Consider the following 22,680-nt stretch of genomic DNA (forward strand, 5'->3'; position numbering starts at 1 on the left):
CGCGCGCGAAGGTGGCAGCATGGTCCGGGTGATTCCTGTGGTGATCGTGGCGGGGTTTCTCGGCTCGGGGAAGACAACCCTGCTCAACTACCTGTTGCGCAACAATCGCGGCACCCGGATCGGGGTGGTCGTCAACGACTTCGGCGCGGTGAACATCGACGCGATGCTGGTGGCCGGGCAGGTCGACGCGATGGTGTCGCTGGGAAACGGCTGCGTGTGCTGCGCGGTGGACGTGTCCGAACTCGACGACCTGTTCGGCCAACTGGCCCAACCGCGCAGCGCGGTGGACGTGATCGTGGTCGAAGCCAGCGGCCTGGCCGAACCGCGCAACCTCATCCGCATGGTGATCGCCAACCCGAACCCCCGCATCGCCTACGGCGGCCTGGTCGAGGTGGTCGACGCCGAACAGTTCACCACCACCAGCGCCCAGCACCCAGAGCTGGTGACGCATCTGCGCATGGCGGATCTGGTGCTGGTGAACAAGGCCGACCGCGTCGAGCCCGAGGCACTCGCCGCGTTGCGCGAACAGATCACCGAATGGGTCGGCCAGGTGCCGGTCTACGCGACCACCCACGGCCGCATCGATCCAGGCCTACTGTTCGACGACCGAGCTCCGGAACAACCAAAAGTGGCCCAGCAGTTGAGCTTCGACAGCCTCCTGGACGACCACGATCACGACGACCCCGACCACCACCATCTCCACGACGACTACGTCTCACTGTCGTTCACCAGCGACCGTCCACTGAATCCCCGTGCGCTGGTGAGCTTCCTGGAAGACCCACCCCCAGGTCTGTTCCGCGCCAAGGGATGTGTCGAATTCGCCGTAGCGGGCGAACGCCGCAAGTTCGAACTCCACCTGGTCGGCCGACACATAGTCTTCACCTCGAGCACCTGGTCGCGCGGCGAACAACGCGTCTCGAACCTGGTGCTCATCGGGGCGGGTCTCGATGCCGACGCCGCACTGAAACGCCTGCACGACACCATCTTCGAGGGCGAGACCCAGATGGACGAGCAAGCGCTGCTGGGCGTGTGGCGTTACACACCGAGCGAGGTCTAACCGCAGGCGTTGACCCACTCGGAGAGGCCGTCTGCGAACAGTTGACGCTTCCAGATCGGCACTTCGTGCTTGATTCGGTCCACGAGTTCGGCGCACACGGTGAATGCCTCGGCCCGGTGCGGTGCGGCGACTGCCACCACGATCGCCAGTCCGCCGATGGTGAGCGAGCCGACGCGGTGCGTGGCCGCGACCGGAAGTCCGCTCTTTTCAGCGACTTCCGCGCAGATCGCGTGGAGGAAACGCTGGGCTTGCGGGTGGGCGGAGTACTCCAGCGAGGCCACTGCCTGCCCGCCGTCGTGGTTGCGCACCTTGCCGGTGAACACCACGACCGCGCCGAATTCCGGTCCGTCTACAGCGTTTTCGACCGCCTGCGGGTCGAGGTCCTGGTCGCTGATCGTTGCCAGGCGAACGTCACTCATGGTTGCCGCCTCCGGCTACTTGTGCGAGCAGATGATCCAACAGTGGTTCCAGCACGGCGATTCCGTCCTTCACCCCACCGGGTGAACCGGGCAGATTCACCACGACCGTGCGACCGGCCAGCCCGGCGACGCCACGGCTCAGGGCGGCCAGCGGGAACTTCGCGGTGCCGCGCTGCCGGATGGCTTCGGCGACACCGGGCAGTTCACGGTCGAGCACGGCGAGGGTGGCCTCGGGGGTGGCATCGGTGGGGGAGGCGCCGGTGCCGCCGGTGGTGACAACGAGAGCGGGCTGCTCGCTCAGGGCATCGGCCAGCCCGGCGGCGATTCCGGCGTCAGCGTAGACGAGCGGGCCGCGCACCGAGAAGCCTTGGGCGGTAAGCCATTCGGCGAGGACGGGACCGGTCGTGTCGGTGCGAGTTCCCGCCGCGGTGCCGGTCGACGCGACGACTACGACGGCTGTGCGTGAAACAGACTGCGCCTCAGTCGAATTCGGCGCAGGAATTTCATCTGAGCCCGCGGCGACATCAGCGGCCCGAGCTTCCGGCCGCACCCAATGCCCGTGCTTCCCACCCTCTTTGGTGATCAGCCGAATCCCGTTCATCACCGCACCGGGATCCACCGCCTTCACCATGTCGTGCAACGTCAACCCGGCAACCGCGACCGCCGTGAGAGCTTCCATCTCGACCCCGGTGGGCCCCTTGGTCTTCGCCGTCGCCTCGACCGTGATCGACGTTTCGGTGAATCCGAACTCCACCTTCACCGACGACAACGCCAGCTGATGACACAGCGGAATCAACTCGGAAGTCTTCTTCGCACCGGCGATTCCGGCCAACCGTGCCGTGGACAGCACGTCCGCCTTGGGCATCCCCTCGGCGCGCACCAGCGCGACAACTTCGGCCGTGGTGTGCAATTCGCCTGCGGCGACGGCGATCCGGGTGGTCTCGGCTTTCGCGCTGACATCGACCATGCGCGCGCGACCCTCACGGTCGACGTGGGACAACTCGCTCATAAGGACAAGATTCGCACAGGTACACCGGCGGCGAGCGAGGTGACCTCGGCAGGCACGTCGACCAGCACGTCGGCCCAGGCCATTCCGGCGATGAGATGCGAGCCGGGACCCGAGATCACTTCGACCCCGTCCTCGGTCAACAGGCCACGCAGATATTGGCGACGACCTGCGGGGGAGCGCACGGCCGTCAGCAGGGTCACCTCGCGGCTCACCACCTCCGGCAGACCGCCCAGCGCGCGCACCGCGGGTCGCGCGAACACGGCGTACGACACCATCGTGCTCACCGGATTGCCCGGAAAACTGAGCACGGGCACCTCGTCGACCACGGTGTATCCCTGCGGCCCGCCCGGCTGCACCGCGACGGACCCGAACGTCCCGCCCAGCGGGCCCAGCACATCCTTCACAACCTCGAAATCGCCCTTCGACACCCCGCCGGAGGTGAAAACCAGGTCGGCGACAGCGGTAGCGGCGTGCAGCACCGACGTGAACAGGGCGGGGTCATCGGTGCTGTGCGCGACCTCGACCACCTCCACACCGTCCGCCCGCAACGCGGCAGCCAGTGCGATGCCGTTCGAGTTGTAGATCTGGCCCGGCCTTAAAGCACTTCCCGCGGGCTGGAGTTCGTCACCGGTGGTGATGCACACCGCACGTAATCGAGTCAGCACCGGCACCGTCGGCAGCCCGACAGCCGCCAACGCCGCGATGTGCCGAGGCGCGAGCACCGTGCCCGCCCGCGCCACCAGCTCACCGGTTCGCACATCGGTCCCGGCCTCGCGCACGAATTCGCCACGCCCACGGCCACGTTCGACCACGATCTGACCGTCGCTGGCCCGCACGTCCTCGACCGGCACCACACAATCGGCACCGGGCGGCATCGGCGCACCGGTCATCACCTTCAACGCCGCACCGGTCGGCAACGCGTCGGTGCCCGGCTTGCCCGCAGCGACCACGCCGGCAACCGGCAACGTCACCGGCGTGACGGCGACATCCGCGGCGCGCACCGCGTACCCGTCCATCGCGGAGTTCCGGAACACCGGCAGGTCGATCGGCGACACCACATCGGCGGACAAGGTTCTGCCGAGCGCGTCGGGAACCGGCACCTGCTCGTCGGGCCGGGCGGACAGGTGGGCCAGTAGCGCGGCGACGGTGTCGCGGTACTCGTCGACGCTGCGTGCCGACGCGGTAGTGGGCCGGGGAGTCATACAGTCAGCCTAGTAGGCGCGAACGGGCCGCATGCCTCGGACTTTGGGGCACGAGCGCTGGTACTCCCGGCGCGGTTCGCGTCGCTCACGGTGGCGGGTCGCGCGCGGTGAGCTGACGAGTTCATGACCAATCGGCCCGGCTCCCGGAATTCATCCGACCTCACGGGTCATACTGGACAGATGACGCTGGTCCAGATGGGGATTCCCGCTGTGCGCTCGGAGCGGCCGTTGATGGACGGCAGACCCGACACGCCCTACCTCGTCGACCGCTTCGGCCGGACCGCCCGCGACCTGCGCGTGTCGATTACCGAGAAATGCTCGCTGCGCTGCACGTACTGCATGCCCGAAGAGGGCCTGCCGCCGATCCCGCGCGACGAACTGCTCACCGCCGACGAGATCGTGCGCCTGGTGTCACTGGCAGTGCGCGAGTTGGGTGTGAAGGAAGTGCGGTTCACCGGCGGCGAACCGCTGATGCGCCGCGAACTGGAACAGATCATCGCGGGCTGTCACGAAGCCGTCCCCGAAACGCCGCTGGCCATGACCACCAACGGCGTCGGCCTCGAACACCGCATCCACAAACTCGCCGCCGCCGGTCTGACCAGGGTCAACGTCTCCCTCGACACCGTCGACCGGGAAGACTTCACCCGCCTGACCCGCCGCGACCGCCTGGAATCGGTGCTCAACGGCATCCGGGCCGCGCGCGACGCGGGCATGGCACCGGTGAAGGTCAACGCCGTGCTGATGCGCCAGAACCTCGAAGGCGCGGCCGACCTGCTCGCCTGGTGCCTGGCCGAACAGGCCGAACTGCGCTTCATCGAGGAAATGCCCCTCGATGCCGACCACGAGTGGGCCCGCGACCACATGGTCACCGCCGCCGACCTGCTCGACGTGCTCGGCGAACGCTTCACCCTCACGCCCACCGCCCGCGTTGACCCGTCCGCCCCGGCCGAGAAATGGCTGGTCGACGGCGGCCCCGCGACCGTCGGCATCATCGCCTCGGTCACCCGCAAATTCTGTGACACCTGCGACCGCACCCGCCTGACCGCCGACGGAATGCTGCGCTCGTGCCTGTTCAGCGACCAGGAATTCGACGTGCGCACCGCGCTGCGTTCCGGCGCCGACGACGACGAGGTCGCGCAACTGTGGCGCGGCGCGATGTGGCAGAAATGGGCTGGTCACGGCATCGACGCCGCCGGCTTCGTCCCTCCGGAACGCACGATGGGAGCCATCGGTGGTTGAGGTCCGCTATTTCGCCGCCATCGCCGACGCGGTCGGCAAGAACACCGAATCCCTGGACCTCCCAGCAGGTTCCACCATCGCCGACCTGCGCACCACCCTCGCCGCCACCTACGGCTCCGACGTAGACGGCCTCGTAGCAGTCTGCGCCTTCCTCATCGGCGACGAACTCACCCGCGACCCCACCGCCATGCTCCGCGACCGAGTAGACGTCCTGCCCCCGTTCGCCGGCGGCTAGTCGTGGTCCAGAGCAAAGCCCCCGACGTCGCGACCTACCTGGCCGAACTCCCGGAAAACCGCCGCGAGCCCCTCACCAGGCTGCGCGACCTGTGCCGCACAGAACTGCCCGGCTTCACCGAGGCCATGTCCCACGGAATGCCGGTCTACGAACGCAACGGCATCCCCGAAGTAGCCTTCGCCAGCCAAAAGCACTACATCTCCCTCTACCTACTCAACACCACCATCCGCGAAGCCTTCACCACCCGCCTCGCCGCCCACGACATGGGCAAAGGCTGCCTCCGCTTCCGCAAAGACCCGGACTACGACCTAGTCCGAGACCTGTTGCGCGCCACGGCTTCCGGCAACAGCGCAGACATTTGTTGATCGGCCGATAGTCGGCATCTCCTCGATCGAGCCGCCACAATCAAAGGGCAGTGGGATGGACTACGACTGTTTCCACGAGGCAGACCAGGACATGGAGGTCCTGTTGGGCGCTGCCTTGGACGGAACATGGGTTCGGCTACGGAAACGAGCCGACCCCTGGGGCGAGGGCGGAATCTGTGCCTGTGTCCAGATCGGGGCTCCTGGGCTGTCGGCGGCTGTGCACAACGTGACTCTGTCCGTCATGGGCGAGGGTGATCTGGTCCCATTTTTCGATGCCCTGGCCGACAACTTCGCCGGCTGGGAAGGTGCCCTTGTCTGGGAGGGTATGAACCACGACCTCCGGGTCGAGGCAGTCTTCGGTTCTCGGGGCTATGTGGGTCTGACGTGGACTGTCAGGCCGTGGCGGCATGCGGACGGGAACTGGACGGCATCCACGACGGTGGTGGTGGAAGCGGGCGAACAGATGTCGCGACTCGCGGCGGACCTCAACCGGGTTCTCGGCGACCCTCCTGAGGATTTGAGCCCTGGACAGTCGCGTTGAAAGCTGTTCGACCACTGCACCTGAGGTAGCGGCATTCCATCGAGACCCGTTGCACGCCAGCCGTTCTGGTGAGTGGAGGTCTGGTCAGCCGACTCGCGCGATGTCGTGGACCTCGCTACGCTCGCCGACGTGCCGGGGCTCGGCGTGCGTTTCGAGAAAGTGTGTTTGCCGTGTCGCTGGGGATGGTCGTGGTCATGGTGGTGATGGGCCTGCTGGCCTATCAGCGCGGGTTCAACCCGTTTGCGTGGATTCTTGCCGCGGGGTGCTTGGGGGCGCTCGTGTTGTTCTTCTTGCCCTCGGCGAAGGAAGTTGGTCTGGACGCCGAGGCCAAGCGGGTGCGCACGCAGCGCGGCAACCTCGTCGGCGGTTGCTTGACCGCGCTGACGTTGCTCGCTGGTGTGGTCGGGTTCGTCGTCGGACTGACCGAGGCGATGTCGGCTTAGCGCCACCAGGTGTCGAGGGGGGTTACCGGGACGGTGCGTTTGTGGCGGGTGTTGGTGAAGATCGATTCCACGCGGGCTGCCACCTCGGGGGTGACGTCTTTGCCTTCGAGGTAGTCGTCGAGGTCGGCGTAGCGCAGGCCCAGGGCTTCCTCGTCGGGCAGGGCGGGGCGGTCGTCTTCGAGGTCGGCGGTGGGGACCTTCGACCAGATGCTCGCGGGGGCGCCCAGCTCTTGGAGTAGGGCGGCGCCTTGGCGCTTGGTGAGGCCGGTGAGGGGGGTCAGGTCGACGCCGCCGTCGCCGAACTTGGTGAAGAAGCCGGTGACCGCTTCGGCCGCGTGGTCGGTGCCGACCACCAGCAGACCTTCCTGACCTGCGAGGGCGTACTGGGCGACCATCCGCTCGCGTGCCTTGATGTTGCCGCGCACGAAGTCACGCAACCGCTCCTGGTCCAGCGCACCGGCGACCTCGAGACCGACCGCGTCCGCGCTGGCGCGAATGTTCACCACGACCGTGCGATCGGGGTCGATGAAGTTCAGGGCGACCTGTGCGTCGTGCTCGTCGGCCTGCACGCCGTAGGGCAACCGCACCGCGAGGAACTTCGCGTCGACACCGTCGGCACGTAATTCCTCGACGGCCAGCTGACACAGCCGCCCGGCCAGCGCGCTGTCCTGCCCGCCGCTGATCCCGAGGGCGAACCCCTTGGCCGGGGTGGTGGCCAGGTAGTCCTTCAGGAAGTCGACGCGCTGTCGCACCTCCTGCTTGGGTTCGATCTCGGGCCGCACACCCAATTCGGCAATGATCTGTTCACGCAGTGTCCCCATACCGCTCACTGTACTTGCGACACAGGCGAAACCACCCGGCGAACGAGCCATTCCCAGTTGTCGCCGATCTGTTCGCGCGAGTAGCCCAGCACCTCGACCTGGTGGATCACCAACGCCGCCGACAGGGTGGACAGCAGTGAGTCGGCGATCATGGGTATCTCACCGTCCACCCGGGCCGCGTTCAGCAGCAGCGCGACGTGCGCCTTGTGCAGGGCATACGGTCCGGCACCGAACCGCCCATCGGCCTCTGCGGCGCGGTGCAGATCCCCTTCGACCTCGATATCGAGCAGCCGGGTGCGGCCGAACGCGATCAGCCGGTCGACCGGACTCGCCCCCGGCCCCAGCGGCGCCGGTCCGAACATGAACGACGCCTGGAACTTCTGCTCGGAGTGATCGAGCAGGGCCAGCATCAGCCCGGTGCGGTTGCCGAATCGCCGGAACACCGTCCCCTTGCCGACGCCCGCGCGCTTGGCCAGCGCGTCCATGGTGAGGCTGTCCACGCCGTGCTCGCGCACCAACTGCTGGGCCGCGTCCAGCAGCAGGGCGCGGTTGCGGGCGGCGTCGGCGCGTTCGACCGGTTCGGCGCTGCCGGGCAGTGGTGACCCGATACCGAGCAGGGTCGGCTCGTCGGACCTGGCTGTGCTGGGGCTCACGCCGCTCACACGTCCTCCGCGGGAAGAAACCGGACTGAGGTCCGGTTAGTATCGGATGAAACTTGGAACCTCCCACTGAGTACACCAGGAGTCGCCATGAGCGAGACCCGCATCCTCACACTCGCCACCATCGGCGAGCGCTTCGGGCAGACCCATCCGGCGCAGGACGCGCAGGCGCTGACCCAACTCGGCGCGACCGTGCACGAGCTGGTCGCCGCCGCGAACGACGCGCTGATCTCGGCGTAAGCTGGGGGTTCGGCAGGGGCGTCGCATCCATCGTGGATGCGACGCCCCTTCGCTGTCTGCGAAGTTTGCTGAAGACTCGCCGGTAGATGAAATCGTGATCTGAACCACTGTTTTCCCTGCTCGCCGGTGGCACGTCCTGGGACTTACCGGATGGGAATTACATCCGTGCGACTCGCAACACCTTGTGTTGTTCCCATCTGTCGGCCACTAGGTGTAGTGTCTGTCGTACTGGAAGACGGTGTGGAGCCACCACTGATCGGGCCCAAGGGAAGGGGTTGCGAGCAGGGCTTTCTCCGCTGGATCCAGGAGTTTGCGCAGCATCACCGTTCGTGCATTGCATACGGATCACAGGCTGTGGATCAGGCAGAGGAGAGAGGGACACTCATGACCGTCACCGTGTACACCAAGCCCGCTTGCGTGCAGTGCAACGCCACCTACAAGGCGCTCGACAAGGTCGGGGTGGACTACAACGTCATCGACATCTCCGAGAACGACGAGGCGCGTGACTTCGTCATGGCGCTGGGCTACCTGCAGGCGCCGATCGTCGTCGCGGGTGACGATCACTGGTCGGGGTTCCGTCCCGACCGCATCAAGGCGCTCGCCGTCGCGGCTGCATAATAGTCACCGACGCGAAGCGTTCCTCAGATGCGCATGGCCGGAGCGCAGGCGGAGGTACGCGTAGTTCGCGCCGGTTCGCCGGTAAGGAGGCGCCATGCCCGAGCAGATGACTCCGGGCGGGCTGGTCTACTTCTCCAGCGCTTCGGAGAACACCCATCGCTTCGTCGAGAAGCTGGAACTTCCGGCAACTCGGCTACCACTGCACACTTCTGAAACGCTGCGGATCGACGAACCCTACGTGCTGATCACCCCCACTTACGGCGGTGGTCGGCACGTGATGGGTGGGCAACGTCCCGACAAGGACCTCGTTCCGCGGCAAGTCGCCAAGTTCCTCAACGACCCACACAACCGCGCGCTGCTGCGCGGAGTGATCGCGGCCGGCAACACGAACTTCGGCGATACCTATTGCGTTGCAGGAGACATCATCTCGCAAAAATGCGGGGTGCCGTATCTGTATCGCTTCGAACTCATGGGAAACGCTGAGGACGTCGCGCGCGTCCGAGAGGGATTGGGATTGTTTTGGCAACAGCAACCACAGCACCGGCAGGCAAGTCAGCACGCCTAGAGCAGTCGGCGGTGCGCGGCGAGACCAGCGAGGTCATGGACTACCACTCGCTCAACGCCATGCTGAACCTGTACGGGCCCAACGGCGAGATCCAGTTCGACAAGGATCGCGAAGCCGCGAACCAGTACTTCCTTCAGCACGTGAACCAGAACACGGTGTTCTTCCACAACCTGGACGAGAAGCTGGACTACCTGGTCAAGGAGAACTACTACGAGACCGAGGTGCTCGACCAGTACAGTCGCTCCTTCGTCAAGAAGCTGTTCCAGCAGGCCTACGCCAAGAAGTTCCGGTTCCCGACCTTCCTCGGCGCGTTCAAGTACTACACCTCGTACACGCTGAAGACGTTCGACGGCAAGCGCTACCTGGAGCGTTTCGAAGACCGCGTCTGCATGGTCGCGCTGACGCTGGCCGCGGGCGACGAGGTGCTGGCCGGCAACCTGGTCGACGAGATCATCGACGGCCGCTTCCAGCCCGCCACCCCGACCTTCCTCAACTCCGGCAAGAAGCAGCGCGGCGAGCCCGTGTCCTGCTTCCTGCTGCGCATCGAGGACAACATGGAGTCCATCGGGCGCTCCATCAACTCCGCGCTGCAGCTGTCCAAGCGCGGTGGCGGTGTCGCGTTGCTGCTGAGCAACATTCGTGAGCACGGTGCGCCGATCAAGAAGATCGAGAACCAGAGCTCGGGTGTCATCCCGATCATGAAACTGCTGGAAGACTCGTTCTCCTACGCGAACCAGCTGGGTGCGCGGCAGGGCGCGGGTGCGGTGTATCTGCACGCGCACCACCCCGACATCTACCGCTTCCTCGACACCAAGCGCGAGAACGCGGACGAGAAGATCCGTATCAAGACACTGTCTTTGGGTGTGGTGATCCCCGACATCACCTTCGAGCTGGCGAAGAAGAACGAGGACATGTACCTGTTCTCGCCCTACGACGTCGAGCGCATCTACGGTGTGCCGTTCGCCGATGTGAACGTCACCGAGAAGTACCACGAGATGGTCGACGACAAGCGCATCCGCAAGTCGAAGATCAAGGCGCGTGAGTTCTTTCAGACGCTGGCCGAGCTGCAGTTCGAGTCGGGCTACCCGTACATCATGTTCGAGGACACGGTGAACCGGGCCAACCCCATCGCGGGCAAGATCACCCACTCGAACCTGTGCTCGGAGATCCTGCAGGTCTCCACCCCGTCGGAATTCAACGACGATCTGTCGTATTCCACGGTGGGCAAGGACATTTCGTGCAACCTGGGTTCGCTCAATATCGCCAAGGCGATGGACTCGCCCGACTTCGGGCAGACCATCGAGACCTCGATCCGCGCGCTGACCGCGGTGTCGGACCAGACCCACATCTACTCGGTGCCGTCAATCGAGCAGGGTAACAACGAGTCTCACGCCATCGGCCTGGGTCAGATGAACCTGCACGGATACCTGGCGCGTGAACGGGTCCACTACGGGTCCGAAGAAGGCATCGACTTCACCAACATCTACTTCTATACCGTTGTCTACCACGCGATTCGGTCGTCGAACCTGATCGCCAAGGAACGCGGCACCGCTTTCGGTGGGTTCGCCGACTCGAAGTACGCCAGCGGCGAATACTTCGACAAATACACCGAGCGGGCCTGGGTTCCCAAGACCGACAAGGTGACCCAGATGTTCGCCGACGCCGGCGTGCGCATCCCCACCCAGGACGACTGGCGTCTGCTCAAAGCCTCGGTGCAGGAGTACGGCATCTACAACCAGAACCTGCAGGCGGTCCCGCCGACCGGTTCGATCTCCTACATCAATCACTCCACCAGCTCGATCCACCCGGTGGCGTCGAAGATCGAAATCCGCAAGGAAGGCAAGATCGGCCGCGTCTACTACCCGGCCCCTTACCTGACCAACGACAACCTCGAGTACTACGACGACGCCTACGAAATCGGCTACGAGAAGATCATCGACACCTACGCCGCGGCCACCCAGCACGTGGACCAGGGCCTGTCGCTGACGCTGTTCTTCAAGGACACCGCGACCACCCGCGACATCAACAAGGCCCAGATCTACGCCTGGCGCAAGGGAATCAAGACGCTGTACTACATCCGACTGCGTCAGATGGCCCTCGAGGGGACTGAGGTGGATGGCTGTGTCAGCTGCATGTTGTGAGCTAGGCTAACGATAAAGGGCGGTCTCCTCGGGAGACCGCCCTTTTCGCGTCAGCGGGCACTGTCGAACAGGTCGAAGCAGGACCAGCCGCCTCGGAACCACTGGCCGATCAGCTGCCAGGTCGTGGGGTAGGTGCCGTCGGCGTGGCGCAGTCGCAGACCGTAGGAGCACTTGCCGATCGTTGTGCCGGTGAGCCTTTGGATGATCGTGCGGTGCACGAAGGACGCGCCGAGCCAGGCGAGGATGCCGTACAGGACGGCTGTCGTGCCGGGTGCGAGGTACCAGGCGGTGGTGCCGATCGCGGCGTGCAGTGTCATGTCGATGAGGAAGGCGGGGATGACGCCGGTCTCTTCGCCGCCGGAAGTGCGTGCGGTGAGCGGGAATTCATCGTTGGGGCGCGTGGTCTCCCGTGTGCCGGACGCCGGTCGCGGGTCCGTGTCGCGCTCGTAGCCGCGGTAAGTCGGCGGTGCGGTGTTGCTCATGGGGTCAGCGTGGTCGATGACGCTTAACAAGCACCCGGTGTCGACCTTGCTGTGGTGGTTGCACCGCCGTGCTGGTCACAGTCGTGATGCGCGCCGGTGGTGATCGGCCCAAGTCTTGTCGAGCGAGGGGTCGGTGGCGTCGCGAATCTTGTTACCGTGGCCGCGTTTTGCGAGGCACGGTGAGAGGGAATGGATGAAGCGGGCGCTGATGGCACTGACTGTCGGGGGACTGGCGTCGGTGGCGTTGCTGGGGTGTTCGGGTGATGAGTCGGAGGCGGCGCGGCCGTTGTTCGAGCCGTGTGCCGGGGTGGCTGTGGAGGCGCTGCAGAAGGCTGGGGTCGATCCTGCGACGAAAGTGGCGGCTGGTGCGCCTGCGGCTGGGTGGCTGACTTGCGAATGGACCGCGGGGACTTCGCACCTGCGTATCTTCTCTACCTCGCGGACGATCGAGGAGTTCGAATCCGAGTCGGGGGCAGCGGCTTTCGCTGACTTCGCCGTCGCGGGGCGCACTGCCCGGCAGCTCATGAACGCCGCGCCTGCGTCTTGCGATGTCCTGTTCCCCGCGGAGCAGGGGGTGATCCGCATGGTCGTGGTGAACAGCCCGACCCATCAGGGCTCCGACGCATGCGCCACCCTGCGGCAGATGGGCGAGGTGCTCGTGCCGACCTTCCCGGCGTAAGCCGCCCACCATGTCGGAGGTCGACCATCGTTTCATCGTAGAGCCGGGATCACCTCGCGTTCGAACAGTTCGATGCCGGAGGTGTCGTAGGCGGATTCGGGGAAGTTGAGGATGGCGTAGTCGAGGCCGAGATCCCTCAGGGCCGTGAGGCGTTCGACGATCTGTTCGGGGGTGCCCGCGGCGGCGCTGGTCGCGAACTGTTCGTGCACATAGGTTTTCGCCTCGTCGGCGCCGAGGAACGGGGTGTAGCGGTCGATGATCGATGAGATGCGTTCTTGTACTTCGGTTTCGGTGGTGCCGACGACGGCGTTGAAGTTGGAACTGCGGGTGATCGCCGAGAAATCCGTGCCGACCTCGATGCAGTGTTGGTGCAGGATGTCGGACTTGCGGGTGAACTCTTCGGGTTGGCCGCTGAAGTTGGTGTAGTTCGCGTATTTCGCCGCGATGCGCAGTGTCTTCTTCTCGCCGCCGCCCGCGACCCAGATCGGAATCCCGTTCTCCTGCAACGGGCGTGGGTGCACGATGGCGTCGTCGACCTGGTAGTACTTGCCGTCCAGCGTCGCGCGGCCGGTCTGCCAGGCCTGGCGCAGGATCTGGACACCTTCGTCGAGACGGCCGAGGCGTTCGCCCGCGCTCGGGAACCCGTAACCGTATGCGCGCCATTCTTGTTCGTACCAACCGCCGCCGATCCCCATCTCCACCCGGCCGCCCGAGATCAGGTCGACGGTGGCCGCGACCTTGGCGAGGTAGGCGGGGTTGCGGTAGCTCATGGCGGTACACATCTGGCCCAGCCGCAGCCGCGACGTAGAGGCCGCGAACGCCGACATCAGCGTCCACGCCTCGTGGGTCGCCTCGTCGGTGGGCACGGGCACGGTGTGGAAGTGGTCGTAGACCCAGATCGACTCCCAGTCGGCGCCGGCGTCGTACCGCTGGGCCAGGTCGCGCATCACCGCCCACTGGTCGGCGGGTTCGATGCCGACCAGGTCGAGGCGCCAGCCCTGGGGAACGAAGATGCCGAATCGCACAGGTTTCTCCCGGAGTGTGTAGAACTCGCGCGGCGACACGCACCGCTGCTGTCGAGGTCCACTGTTCCACTTTCGTGCGCGCGGGCAACCATTGCGCGCGCGCCGCGCAGAATCCTGGACCGGCGGTTATGCGCGTCGGGGTGCGGCAGCGGAACGGCTGTGATCGAGGTCACTGTGACCAGTGGTACGTCGGCAAGGGGTGAAAATGACCGGCCCTCGCATGTAGTCTTCCGGGTTGAAGGGTGTACCCGTGTGGGTATTGCCAAGTGATCCGTGGAACCGATGACCCGCGGCGACTGTGAGGAGGTGGGGTTGCCATGCGCAACGAACCCCCCAGTCGAAGGCCGCGCGGCGTCGCCCCTTCGTCCTCGCACCACATTTCCTGACCTGTTCGGTCCGGCCGGTGCGTGATGGCTCCGGCGGTGGACGCCCCGCGGTGTGAACCACCGTCACCGTTCACTTTCTCGCACCCGGTCGCCGGGATGCGCGCCGTCACGCCAGAGGACTGCCTCATGTCGAACGTCGATCTGATCACCACCCGTCACGTTCCCACCGAAACCGTTGTGCCCGAGGCGATCACGCCCGAGCGCACGCCCATCGAAGACCATGCCGTCACCGAGGCGCTGGAAATCCTGTCCGAATCGGTGCGCGATATCGTCGAAACGCACCGGGTCTGCGGCGGTCTCGACTGGCTCGACAACCGCCCGCCGCACGTCATCGCCGATGTGCTGGCCCGCATGGACGCCGTGCAGGCCGGTGTGGTGTTCCGCCTGCTCGACAAGGATCGCGCGCTGAGCGTGTTCGAAGAGCTCGAGCCGATCGACCAGCAGCAGATCCTGCAGGGCTTGCGCGAGAAGAGCTTTCGCGACCTCGTCGAGGCGATGGACCCCGACGACCGTGCCCGCATGTTGCACGAGGCGCCCGCCAAGGTCGCCAAGAAGGTACTGGCCGGGCTGAGCCCGCGCGAGCGTCGGATGACCGCCACCCTGCTGGGCTACCCCGAGGGCTCGGTCGGGTTGTACATGACGCCGGAAGTTGTTGCGCTGCCGGACAATCTGACCGTCGCGCAGGCGCTGGGTTGTGTGCGGGCCAAGGGCGGAAACGCCGAAACCGTGTACACGCTGCCCGTGGTGGATCGCGGCCGTCGGCTCACCGGCATCGTCGAACTGCGCGAGCTGGTGCTGCACTCGCCCGACGCGATGGTGTCCGAGCTCGTGGTCACCGAACCGCCGTTCGTGCGCGCCACCGATTCCGCGGAGAAGGCCGCCCGGCTGATGAGTTCCACCAACCTCATCAACCTGGTGGTCGTCGACAGCGAGGACCGGGTGGTCGGGCTGCTCACCATCGACGACGCGATGGAGGTGCTGGAAGCCGCCGACAGCGAGGATGTGGCCAAGCAGGCCGGTTCGGCGCCGTGGGAAGGCCACTACATGGCCGCCAAGGTGTTCCAGCTGGCGCGCTACCGGGCGCTGTGGTTGATGCTGCTGCTGTTCGCGGCCACGCTGACCGTGAGTGTCACCGACATGTTCGCCACCACGCTCGAGCAGGCGGCGAGTCTGGCGCTGTTCATTCCGTTGCTGATCGGCGCGGGCGGCAACGCCGGCGCGCAGGCCGCGACCGCGTGCGTGCGCGCGCTGGCCGTGGGCGAGGTGCGGGCCTCTGATCTGTTCAAGGTGATCTGGCGCGAATGTCGGGTCGGGCTGGTGCTGGGCAGCATGTTGGCCGCGGCCGGTCTGCTGATCGGCACGGTGTTCGTCGGGCCGAAGATCGCGATCGTGGTGGCCATCACGCTGGTGGTCATCTGCGGCTGGGCGGCGACCATCGGCGGCACGATGCCGTTGCTGGCCAAGAAGTTTCGCATCGACCCCGCCGTCGTGTCGGCGCCGATGGTGACCACCCTGGTCGACGCGACCGGGCTGATCATCTACTTCACCACCGCCAAGGTGGTGTTGGGAATCTAGCGTTCGGGGAACAGCGTGAGTGCTTTGCCCATGACGTCCTTGGCGACGTCATCGGTTTTGGCGACCACCTCCACCACCGGGATGCGCCTGCCGAACGCGGTGGATTCGGCGGGCAATTCCGGGCCGACGGCCGCGGTGTAGATCGGGATCGAGCTGTCGTAGACCGAGACCGAGCGGTGCACCGTGCGGCCGTCGATGTGGTCTTCGGTGCTGTTGGCGGCCAGGTACTCGGGCACCCGATATTCGTAGCTGACGGTGATCTTCTCGCCGCGATAGCTGAACAGGCACTGGGTCAGGCGCTGCTCGTCGTCGGGGACGGCGTCGGCCAGTTTCGTGCGGACCGTGCACGGGTCGGCGCCCAGCAGCACCGTCGGCGCGGTGTCGGGGGAGGTGCCCTGCTTGGGTGACTGGCGCCAGCGGTCCAGCATGCCCGGCAGCAGTTCGTCGGCGACCGTGCACGGATTCTTGCCGGGGGTGGACAGGCCGAGGTAGAACGCGGCGCTGGACGGGAACTGGGCGGTCGCGCCGCACGCGCGTGGTTCGCCGGTGTCGCGGTCGGGGATGGTGCGGGCGGTCACGTCGCCGATCTGGCGCACGAAGCCCTTGGTGCTGGTGGACGCCGAACTCAACAGGGTGGCGTGCCAGGTCAGCGTGGAGCCCTCGCCGGGCTTGTCGCTGCCGAGAACGGCCCGGCACGAATCCAAACCGACGGTCACGCTCTTCACCTCGCCGACCTTGGCGAGGGTTTCGCGGGGCAGCAGCGCGCACACGTCGACCTGACGGGTGGCCTGGGCGACCTCGTCGCGTTGCTGCTGATTCTGTGGGACCTGCGACCAGAACTCCGGTGGCTGGGCGGGAATCACCGGCGGGGGCGGCGGGGGCAACTTCGCGTAATCGGGTGGTTTGCCCGCGTCGTCGCTGCCGCACGCTGCGCACAGCAGCAACGCGGCAGCCAGCATCATCCTGCGATACATCCGCACCCCTGTCCTCGACAGAACCGGGCCAGGACTCGCGCCCGACCACCGAGTCTGCCCGGCGCGGCAACTCCCGCGCAAACATCGCGGCAGGTCGTTCCCAGAACGTTGTCTCAGGGGGTCGGCGATGTGGTCTCAGCGCGCTGGCGACGTGGTCTCAGAGCATCAGAGACGTTGTTCTCAGGGGATCAGCGGCAGGGTTTCGCGCATGACTTTCTCCGCGACGGCGGCATCGGCGATGACCGAGACGGTCGGCACGCGTCGACCCAGCAGCGCGTCGGTGGGCCCTGGCGCCAGGCCGGGCCCGACCACCGCCGACAACGACGCCAAGTCCGACTGGGCCGTATCGAACCGGTACACCTGTCGCGCACCCACGGTGAAGGCGGGAGTGTCGTCGATGATCGATCGTTCCTCGTTGTAGTCGACCGTCACGATCGCGGCCTGCCCACCCACAGCCAACTTGCACGTGGTGACACCCTGATCGGCCACCGGCACCTCGACACCGAGAAGCGGCGCGACCGCGCACGGATCAGCCCCGGTGATCACCGTCCGATCCGAATCCGGCGACGACCCCTGTGCCGGTTCCTTACGCCACTGGTTCAACGCGATCCGCACCAGCGCCTTCGCCGACGTGCAGGCATCCTGCGGCGCACGCACACTCAACGACAGATCGGCCCCCGCCTCGAACCGTGCCCACGCCTGACAAGCCCCCCGGACTTGCGGATCAGCGGATGCGGGGAGCTCGGCATTGAACAGCACCCGCACATCGCCCATGGTCTCCTCGTCCACCGGACCGTCCATGCTCGGCTCACCCTCGAACATCACCCCGGTACTCCAGGTCGCGTCGATCCCGGTGAGATGCCCGTCGACAGCGATGCTGAGCCGGCACTGATTCGGATGCACGTTCTCGACATCGCGCACGGTCCCCAGCGTCCCCAACGCCGCACGAGGCAGCAACGCGCACACATCGATCGCCCTGACCTTGCGCACCACCGCGAGCTTGTCCGGATCGGAAACCGGTGCGGTGGACCAGAATCCGCCTCGAGGCATGGAGTCCGGTGCGGGTTCGCTTCCGCAGGCGGCCAACAGCACTGCCGCAGCAAGCAGAATGAGCTGTCGCACAGGGGTTCTCCTTGTCTGGATCAGGTGGCGGGGAAGAGCGTTCCGCATCATGTCCTCGGGAGTACGACCACCGGTCGACGCATTCGCATCGACAACCCCCTCGCGCGGGACAGCTCCCGCTCCTACAGACCCGCTTCGGTCCCCAGTGTGCCGGAACGGCGCCCCGCTACCGCACCGGGCCCGGGCGTGCCGGGCAGTGGTGACGCTCACCAGGCGAAGCGGGTTCGGCAGTGGTGACGCTCACCGGGTGAGGCGGGTGTTGGTTCGCATGTGGCGAATCACTGGCGGTGCGATGGTGGTGTGTCGGGGATCGTGCCGCACAATGGGGGCCGCGTGTGTGGTGCGGGTGTTCGGCCGGTCAGGTCGGGTTCTGCGTGCCGCAACACAAGCTGTAGTGCTCCCTGAGACTGTCACCCACTACGAGTAGTGTTCTGGGTGAACAGGCTCGTGCGCGGGGCAGGTGCGGGTCATCAGGTCTGGCGGAAAGGTGTGGAGGCGGAATGAAGCTCATCGATCGGGCGTCGGCCATCAATTGGAATCGGGTGCCCGATGAGAAGGATGCCGAGGTCTGGGATCGGCTGACCGGCAACTTCTGGTTGCCCGAGAAGGTCCCGGTGTCCAACGACATCCCGTCCTGGAACACCCTCACCCCCGACGAGAAGCAGCTCACCATGCGGGTGTTCACCGGCCTGACGCTGCTGGACACCATCCAGGGCACCGTCGGCGCGGTCTCGCTGATCCCCGACGCGATCACCCCGCACGAGCAGGCGGTGTACACCAACATCGCGTTCATGGAGTCGGTGCACGCCAAGAGCTACAGCTCGATCTTCTCCACCCTGTGCTCCACCAAGGAGATCGACGAGGCGTTCCGCTGGTCGGAGGAGAATCGCAACCTGCAGCGCAAGGCCGAGATCGTCCTGGGCTACTACAACGGTGACGACCCGCTCAAGCGCAAGGTGGCCTCCACGTTGCTGGAGAGTTTCCTGTTCTACTCCGGCTTCTACCTGCCGATGCACTGGTCCTCGCGGGCCAAGCTCACCAACACCGCCGACATGATCCGCCTGATCATTCGCGACGAGGCCGTGCACGGCTACTACATCGGCTACAAGTACCAGAAGGGCCTCGAGCAGGTCACCCAGGCCGAGCGCGACGAGCTGAAGAACTACACCTTCGAGCTGCTGTTCGAGCTCTACGACAACGAGGTCGACTACACCCAGGACCTGTACGACGAGGTCGGCCTCACCGAGGACGTCAAGAAGTTCCTGCGCTACAACGCCAACAAGGCGCTGATGAACCTCGGCTACGAGGGCCTGTTCCCCAAGGACGAGTGCGAGGTGAACCCGGCGATCCTGTCGGCGCTGTCACCCAACGCCGACGAGAACCACGACTTCTTCTCGGGCTCGGGTTCGAGCTACGTCATCGGCAAGGCGATCAACACCGAAGACGAGGACTGGGAGTTCTGAAAACCTGCCGTATTCGCACACTTCTCGCCGCCGGTCGAAATACCGACAGCAAGTGTGCGAATACGGCAACTCGTGCGCAGCGACGGGTCAGCGGTCCCAGGGCGCACGCAGCGACGGCTCGCCGAAAGCCTCGCCGGCCTGCCGGTAGAGCTCGCCGATTCGGTGCTTGACCCGCTGGCGATCGGCTTCGGAGATGTCGGCCTCGTCCAGGCGTGAGGCCGCATTGGTGACCGCGTGGAACACCAGCGTTGGCTTGCCGTCGATGATGTCGGCGACCGGGAACTTGTAGTCGGCCTCGGTCGCGGGATTGCCGCCGGGCTTGCGGTACAGATAGATGCTGGCCATCTTCAGCGCGTCGCCATCAGCCCATTTCAGGGCGTCGTGTTCGGCCTTGGGCCCGCTCCACTTGTGATCGCGGGGCGCCCACGGCAGATCGAGCTCGGCGGCGTTGTCGGACGCGGGCGGGACGTCGGAATGCTGAGCCACGTTTCCTCCTCGAGCACTGGGCAGCGGAGCGGGATCACTGCTGGCCATGATAGCAATCGGGCGGCTACCAGCGGTTTCACCACGATCGACGGCGGCGACCCCTCGTCGCCGCCGTCGGTGGTGGTCACCGCAGCGCGGCCAGTCCGCGGCGGTCGATCTTGCCGGTCGGGGTGCGGGGGAGTTCTTCGACGAACAGCACGTCGCGGGGGGCTTTGAAACGGGCGAGGTGGGTTTTCACGTAGGCGCGGACGGTGTCGGCGTCGAGTTCGGTTGCCGCGACGACGAACGCGGCGAGGCGCTGGCCGAATTCCTCGTCGGGGACACCGATTACGGCCGCTTCGGTGATCGCAGGGTGTTTATAGAGCAGGTCTTCGATTTCGCCCGGGAAGACGTTCTCGCCACCGGAGACGATCATGTCGTCATCGCGGCCGTCGATGAAAAGCCTTCCCCCCGTATCGAAATGGCCGAGATCGCCGGTGCTCATCAAGCCGCCGCGAATCTGTTTGCCGCCCCCGCCCGAGTAGCCGGCGATCGCGATGGCGTTGCCGACGTGGACGGTGCCGACCGCGCCGGGTTCGGTGACGAGCGTGTCGCCGTCGTAGAGGGCGACGGTGATGCCGACCGGCGCCTTACCGACGGTTCCGGGTGCGGCGATCCAGTCCTGCGGGGTGGCGATGGTGGCGGTGCCGGTTTCGGTGCAACCGTAGAAGTTGTAGATCACCGGGCCGAACGCCTCGATGGCCCTGGTGCCCAGTGACGACGGCAGGGCCGCGCCGGCGGTGAAGATGATGCGCAACGAGGTGGTGTCGTTGGCGGACAACACCTCTGGGCCGAGATCGAGAATGCGGCGCAGCATCGTGGGGACCAGCACCACCATGTCGGCGCGGTGTTCGGCGATCTGGGACAGTGCGCGGGCGGCGTCGAACCGGCCGTGCAGCACGATCGTCGACCCCAGATTCAGGGACACGATGAACTGCGACAGGGCGGTGCCGTGGAACAAAGGCGCACACAGCAAGACGGTCTGGCCACGCCGCAACGGCACGCGATCTACGAATTGCGCTGCGGCCAGGGGTGATTCGACGCGACGTGGCGCACCCTTCGGCGTGCCGGTCGTGCCACCGGTGAGCAGGACGAAACCCGCTTGCTCAGCCGGCGCGGGTAGGGGTTCGGCGCCGGGCGAGGCGTCTGCTTCGAGCAGGGTGACGTCGCCGGGCAGATCGTCGGCCAGTGCGGCCAGGCTCGGGTCAAGTACCAGGGCGCGGACCTGCTCCCTGGCCAGCACGTCGCGTAACTGCGCCGCACCGAATCCGGTATTGAGCAGCACCAGTCGAGCGCCGAGTTTCGCTGCGGCGGCCATGGTTTCGACCAGGCGTGCACCGTCGGGGCACAGCACGCCGATGGTGTGTGTCCGGTCGAGTCCCGCGGCGTGCCAGTGGGCGGCGATCGCGTCGGTGCGGGCGTCGAGTTCGCGGTAGGAGATTCTGCGGTCGCCGTCGATGAGCGCGATCCGGTCGGGGGTTCGTCGCGCGGAGGTGCGGATGCCGCCCGCGATGGGGCCGTAGGCGCGCATGGTGGCGGCGGTGCGCACGACCTGGGGTGGGTTGCGCAGGTCGATGATGCCGGCCCGCTGCATGACGCGGATCTGGCGCAGGGAGGTTCGCGCGGTGTGCGCGAGCGTGGAGATGTTCATGATTTCTCCTGGTCAGCAGGTGCGGGGGAGGATGGGGCCGCCGCGCACCTGCAGGCTCAGCCAGCCCATCGCGGCGGGGATGCCGGTGACGGCGGCGAGGAAGTGCTCCGACAGCGGGATCGGCAGGTAGCGCAGGTCGGCGCCGGTGCGGCAGTAGCGGTCGACCAAGGGGCCGACGGTGGATTCGTAGGGCAGGATCTCGTCGGTGGTGGAGTGCCACATCAGCAGCGGCATGCGCGGTGGGGTGCCGTCGCGTCCGGGTGTCGTCTCGTCGAGCAGGGCTATCAGCCGTGGATCTTGCAGTGCTGCTGGATCTTTCAGGTAGTTGACGACCTGCTTCAGTGTTCCGGTGGCGCCGATCGTGTACACGCATCGGTCTTCCAGATCGCGAAGGATCTCGAGGCCCTCGTCGTTGACCAGCTCGTTCAGGTTCACCACATCGGGGAATTCGCGGGACAGCGCGAGCAGCATGGTCCACACACCCCAACTGGTGAGGTTGAGCTCTCGGCGGACCCCCACCTCGACGATCGCCCGTTTCTCCGACGGAACCCCACCCGCCGCGACACCGAGGATCGGCAGTTCGGGCGCGTAGGTGGCGTGCAGTTCCGCGGCCCAGGTGCTCGCGCTGCCACCGCCGGAATATCCGTAGAGGCCGATACCTGAATCAGCCAGTCCCAGTGTGGGATCCGACCTTGCCGCACGAAGCCCGTCGAGCACCATGTGGCCTTCGGCCGGGGTGAGCCAGAAATTGTGCTGGCCGTCGAAGTCGGGGATGGACACCGCCATGCCCTGTTCCAGGAAGTACTGGATGACAGCGATCTCTTTGAACGTGCCCGCCCGCAGGGTGTAGGACGGATTGCACACGGGGGCAAGCGAATCGATCGCCTCTTGGAACGAGACCAGCGGTCGGGGGCTGCCCACCCAGGGGATACCCGGAATGAGCACGGTGGTCGCGGTGACCAGGGGTCTACCGCGAGAGTCGCTGCTGCGGTACAGGATCTGGCGTGCGGCGACCGGGATCGGGATACCGAGGGCGTAGGACTGGATGTCCCTGGTGCGCACGATCTGGCCGTTGGACAGTTCACCGAGGTTGTCCGGTGCCGAGTACCACGCGTCATCGCGCGGATTCTGCAGTGGCAGAAGGTCATACACCTGCTGCTCGCTGGGGAGTGGCTGTGCGAACGCGGGTGTGACCGTGACGGCGAACACTGCGGCAACGATCAGTGCCCCGCGGCGCACCGCGC

General features: G+C 66.1%; 25 protein-coding genes. 13 read left to right on the plus strand and 12 right to left on the minus strand.

Translation table 11 applies throughout. The annotated features are described in order from the left end of the window. Nucleotides 1-19: 19 nt before the first annotated feature. Complete coding sequence (locus ACFWVD_RS04000) at nucleotides 20-1,057, plus strand: CobW family GTP-binding protein (RefSeq protein WP_379240435.1); 1,038 nt, start codon at nucleotides 20-22, stop codon at nucleotides 1,055-1,057. Here the strand turns inward: ACFWVD_RS04000 and ACFWVD_RS04005 are convergent. Genes ACFWVD_RS04005 through glp form a run of 3 tightly spaced genes read right to left on the minus strand, consistent with a single transcriptional unit; the run spans nucleotide 1,054 to nucleotide 3,687 of the window. Further along, nucleotides 1,054-1,476, minus strand: coding sequence for a molybdenum cofactor biosynthesis protein MoaE (locus ACFWVD_RS04005; protein ID WP_379240436.1), 423 nt, complete (start codon nucleotides 1,474-1,476; stop codon nucleotides 1,054-1,056). The two genes, ACFWVD_RS04000 and ACFWVD_RS04005, sit on opposite strands and share 4 nt — an antisense overlap. Beyond that, nucleotides 1,469-2,485, minus strand: coding sequence for a bifunctional molybdenum cofactor biosynthesis protein MoaC/MoaB (moaCB, locus tag ACFWVD_RS04010; protein WP_379240438.1), 1,017 nt, complete (start codon nucleotides 2,483-2,485; stop codon nucleotides 1,469-1,471). Before moaCB ends, ACFWVD_RS04005 begins: the two co-directional genes overlap by 8 nt. Next, nucleotides 2,482-3,687: a gephyrin-like molybdotransferase Glp gene (glp, locus tag ACFWVD_RS04015; RefSeq protein WP_379240439.1), complete on the minus strand. Its 1,206-nt coding sequence runs from the start codon at nucleotides 3,685-3,687 to the stop codon at nucleotides 2,482-2,484. The genes moaCB and glp overlap by 4 nt, the downstream gene beginning before the upstream one ends. Nucleotides 3,688-3,867: 180 nt before the next feature. On the opposite strand from glp, the gene moaA reads away from it, so the two are divergent. The 5 genes from moaA (at nucleotide 3,868) to ACFWVD_RS04040 (ending at nucleotide 6,510) form a co-directional block, all read left to right on the plus strand. Then, nucleotides 3,868-4,926 carry a GTP 3',8-cyclase MoaA gene (gene moaA / locus ACFWVD_RS04020; protein ID WP_379240441.1) on the plus strand — a complete coding sequence of 353 codons (1,059 nt, stop codon included), beginning with the start codon at nucleotides 3,868-3,870 and terminating at the stop codon, nucleotides 4,924-4,926. Continuing rightward, a complete protein-coding gene (locus tag ACFWVD_RS04025; RefSeq protein ID WP_379240442.1) occupies nucleotides 4,919-5,161 on the plus strand; it encodes a MoaD/ThiS family protein in 243 nt (80 codons plus the stop codon). Before moaA ends, ACFWVD_RS04025 begins: the two co-directional genes overlap by 8 nt. 2 nt (nucleotides 5,162-5,163) lie before the next feature. Further along, entirely contained in the window at nucleotides 5,164-5,526 is a 363-nt protein-coding gene (locus ACFWVD_RS04030; RefSeq protein WP_379240443.1) for an iron chaperone, read from the plus strand. 55 nt (nucleotides 5,527-5,581) lie between these two features. Then, a complete protein-coding gene (locus ACFWVD_RS04035; RefSeq protein WP_379240445.1) occupies nucleotides 5,582-6,067 on the plus strand; it encodes a DUF6228 family protein in 486 nt (161 codons plus the stop codon). 170 nt (nucleotides 6,068-6,237) lie between these two features. Further along, the gene (locus tag ACFWVD_RS04040; RefSeq protein ID WP_379240446.1) at nucleotides 6,238-6,510 is read left to right on the plus strand and encodes a hypothetical protein; all 273 of its coding nucleotides are present in this window, start codon (nucleotides 6,238-6,240) and stop codon (nucleotides 6,508-6,510) included. Here ACFWVD_RS04040 and nadE read toward each other — a convergent pair. After that, nucleotides 6,507-7,331 (minus strand): ammonia-dependent NAD(+) synthetase, encoded by an 825-nt coding sequence (gene nadE / locus ACFWVD_RS04045; RefSeq protein WP_379240447.1) that lies wholly within the window; start codon nucleotides 7,329-7,331, stop codon nucleotides 6,507-6,509. The two genes, ACFWVD_RS04040 and nadE, sit on opposite strands and share 4 nt — an antisense overlap. Nucleotides 7,332-7,336: 5 nt before the next feature. Further along, nucleotides 7,337-7,984: a TetR/AcrR family transcriptional regulator gene (locus ACFWVD_RS04050; RefSeq protein ID WP_379240448.1), complete on the minus strand. Its 648-nt coding sequence runs from the start codon at nucleotides 7,982-7,984 to the stop codon at nucleotides 7,337-7,339. A gap of 96 nt (nucleotides 7,985-8,080) precedes the next feature. Here ACFWVD_RS04050 and ACFWVD_RS04055 point away from each other — a divergent pair, with 96 nt between their 5' ends. The 4 genes from ACFWVD_RS04055 (at nucleotide 8,081) to nrdE (ending at nucleotide 11,554) form a co-directional block, all read left to right on the plus strand. After that, nucleotides 8,081-8,230 carry a hypothetical protein gene (locus ACFWVD_RS04055; protein WP_379240449.1) on the plus strand — a complete coding sequence of 50 codons (150 nt, stop codon included), beginning with the start codon at nucleotides 8,081-8,083 and terminating at the stop codon, nucleotides 8,228-8,230. Nucleotides 8,231-8,614: 384 nt separating this feature from the next. Further along, nucleotides 8,615-8,848, plus strand: a complete 234-nt coding sequence (nrdH, locus tag ACFWVD_RS04060; protein ID WP_379240450.1) for a glutaredoxin-like protein NrdH — start codon at nucleotides 8,615-8,617, stop codon at nucleotides 8,846-8,848. A gap of 94 nt (nucleotides 8,849-8,942) precedes the next feature. Beyond that, entirely contained in the window at nucleotides 8,943-9,413 is a 471-nt protein-coding gene (nrdI, locus tag ACFWVD_RS04065; protein WP_379240451.1) for a class Ib ribonucleoside-diphosphate reductase assembly flavoprotein NrdI, read from the plus strand. Nucleotides 9,414-9,448: 35 nt separating this feature from the next. Further along, the gene (nrdE, locus tag ACFWVD_RS04070; RefSeq protein ID WP_379240969.1) at nucleotides 9,449-11,554 is read left to right on the plus strand and encodes a class 1b ribonucleoside-diphosphate reductase subunit alpha; all 2,106 of its coding nucleotides are present in this window, start codon (nucleotides 9,449-9,451) and stop codon (nucleotides 11,552-11,554) included. Nucleotides 11,555-11,604: 50 nt separating this feature from the next. Here nrdE and ACFWVD_RS04075 read toward each other — a convergent pair whose 3' ends face one another. Beyond that, nucleotides 11,605-12,036, minus strand: coding sequence for an RDD family protein (locus ACFWVD_RS04075; RefSeq protein WP_379240452.1), 432 nt, complete (start codon nucleotides 12,034-12,036; stop codon nucleotides 11,605-11,607). A 208-nt stretch (nucleotides 12,037-12,244) separates the two neighbouring features. Between ACFWVD_RS04075 and ACFWVD_RS04080 the strand changes: the two genes are divergently transcribed. Further along, entirely contained in the window at nucleotides 12,245-12,715 is a 471-nt protein-coding gene (locus ACFWVD_RS04080; RefSeq protein WP_379240453.1) for a DUF3558 family protein, read from the plus strand. Between the two features lie 32 nt (nucleotides 12,716-12,747). Here the strand turns inward: ACFWVD_RS04080 and ACFWVD_RS04085 are convergent, their stop codons facing one another. Further along, nucleotides 12,748-13,740, minus strand: a complete 993-nt coding sequence (locus tag ACFWVD_RS04085) for an LLM class F420-dependent oxidoreductase (RefSeq protein WP_379240454.1) — start codon at nucleotides 13,738-13,740, stop codon at nucleotides 12,748-12,750. Nucleotides 13,741-14,252: 512 nt separating this feature from the next. On the opposite strand from ACFWVD_RS04085, the gene mgtE reads away from it, so the two are divergent. Continuing rightward, complete coding sequence (mgtE, locus tag ACFWVD_RS04090) at nucleotides 14,253-15,701, plus strand: magnesium transporter (RefSeq protein WP_379240455.1); 1,449 nt, start codon at nucleotides 14,253-14,255, stop codon at nucleotides 15,699-15,701. On the opposite strand, the gene ACFWVD_RS04095 is transcribed toward mgtE, so the two are convergent. Further along, entirely contained in the window at nucleotides 15,698-16,675 is a 978-nt protein-coding gene (locus tag ACFWVD_RS04095) for a peptidase (RefSeq protein ID WP_379240456.1), read from the minus strand. The two genes, mgtE and ACFWVD_RS04095, sit on opposite strands and share 4 nt — an antisense overlap. Before the next feature lie 180 nt (nucleotides 16,676-16,855). After that, complete coding sequence (locus tag ACFWVD_RS04100; RefSeq protein ID WP_379240457.1) at nucleotides 16,856-17,797, minus strand: hypothetical protein; 942 nt, start codon at nucleotides 17,795-17,797, stop codon at nucleotides 16,856-16,858. Nucleotides 17,798-18,297: 500 nt separating this feature from the next. Here ACFWVD_RS04100 and nrdF point away from each other — a divergent pair, with 500 nt between their 5' ends. Continuing rightward, nucleotides 18,298-19,260: a class 1b ribonucleoside-diphosphate reductase subunit beta gene (nrdF, locus tag ACFWVD_RS04105; RefSeq protein ID WP_379233549.1), complete on the plus strand. Its 963-nt coding sequence runs from the start codon at nucleotides 18,298-18,300 to the stop codon at nucleotides 19,258-19,260. Nucleotides 19,261-19,347: 87 nt separating this feature from the next. Here the strand turns inward: nrdF and ACFWVD_RS04110 are convergent, their stop codons facing one another. From ACFWVD_RS04110 to ACFWVD_RS04120, 3 genes are all read right to left on the minus strand, one after another. Then, on the minus strand, nucleotides 19,348-19,746 hold the full coding sequence (locus tag ACFWVD_RS04110) for a hypothetical protein (protein WP_379240458.1): 399 nt from the start codon (nucleotides 19,744-19,746) through the stop codon (nucleotides 19,348-19,350). A gap of 124 nt (nucleotides 19,747-19,870) precedes the next feature. Next, a complete protein-coding gene (locus tag ACFWVD_RS04115; RefSeq protein WP_379240459.1) occupies nucleotides 19,871-21,436 on the minus strand; it encodes an AMP-binding protein in 1,566 nt (521 codons plus the stop codon). Nucleotides 21,437-21,448: 12 nt separating this feature from the next. Continuing rightward, nucleotides 21,449-22,675: a lipase family protein gene (locus ACFWVD_RS04120; RefSeq protein WP_379240460.1), complete on the minus strand. Its 1,227-nt coding sequence runs from the start codon at nucleotides 22,673-22,675 to the stop codon at nucleotides 21,449-21,451. Nucleotides 22,676-22,680 lie beyond the last annotated feature (5 nt).

Source organism: Nocardia sp. NPDC058666, assembly GCF_042714895.1.
Lineage (GTDB): Bacteria > Actinomycetota > Actinomycetes > Mycobacteriales > Mycobacteriaceae > Nocardia.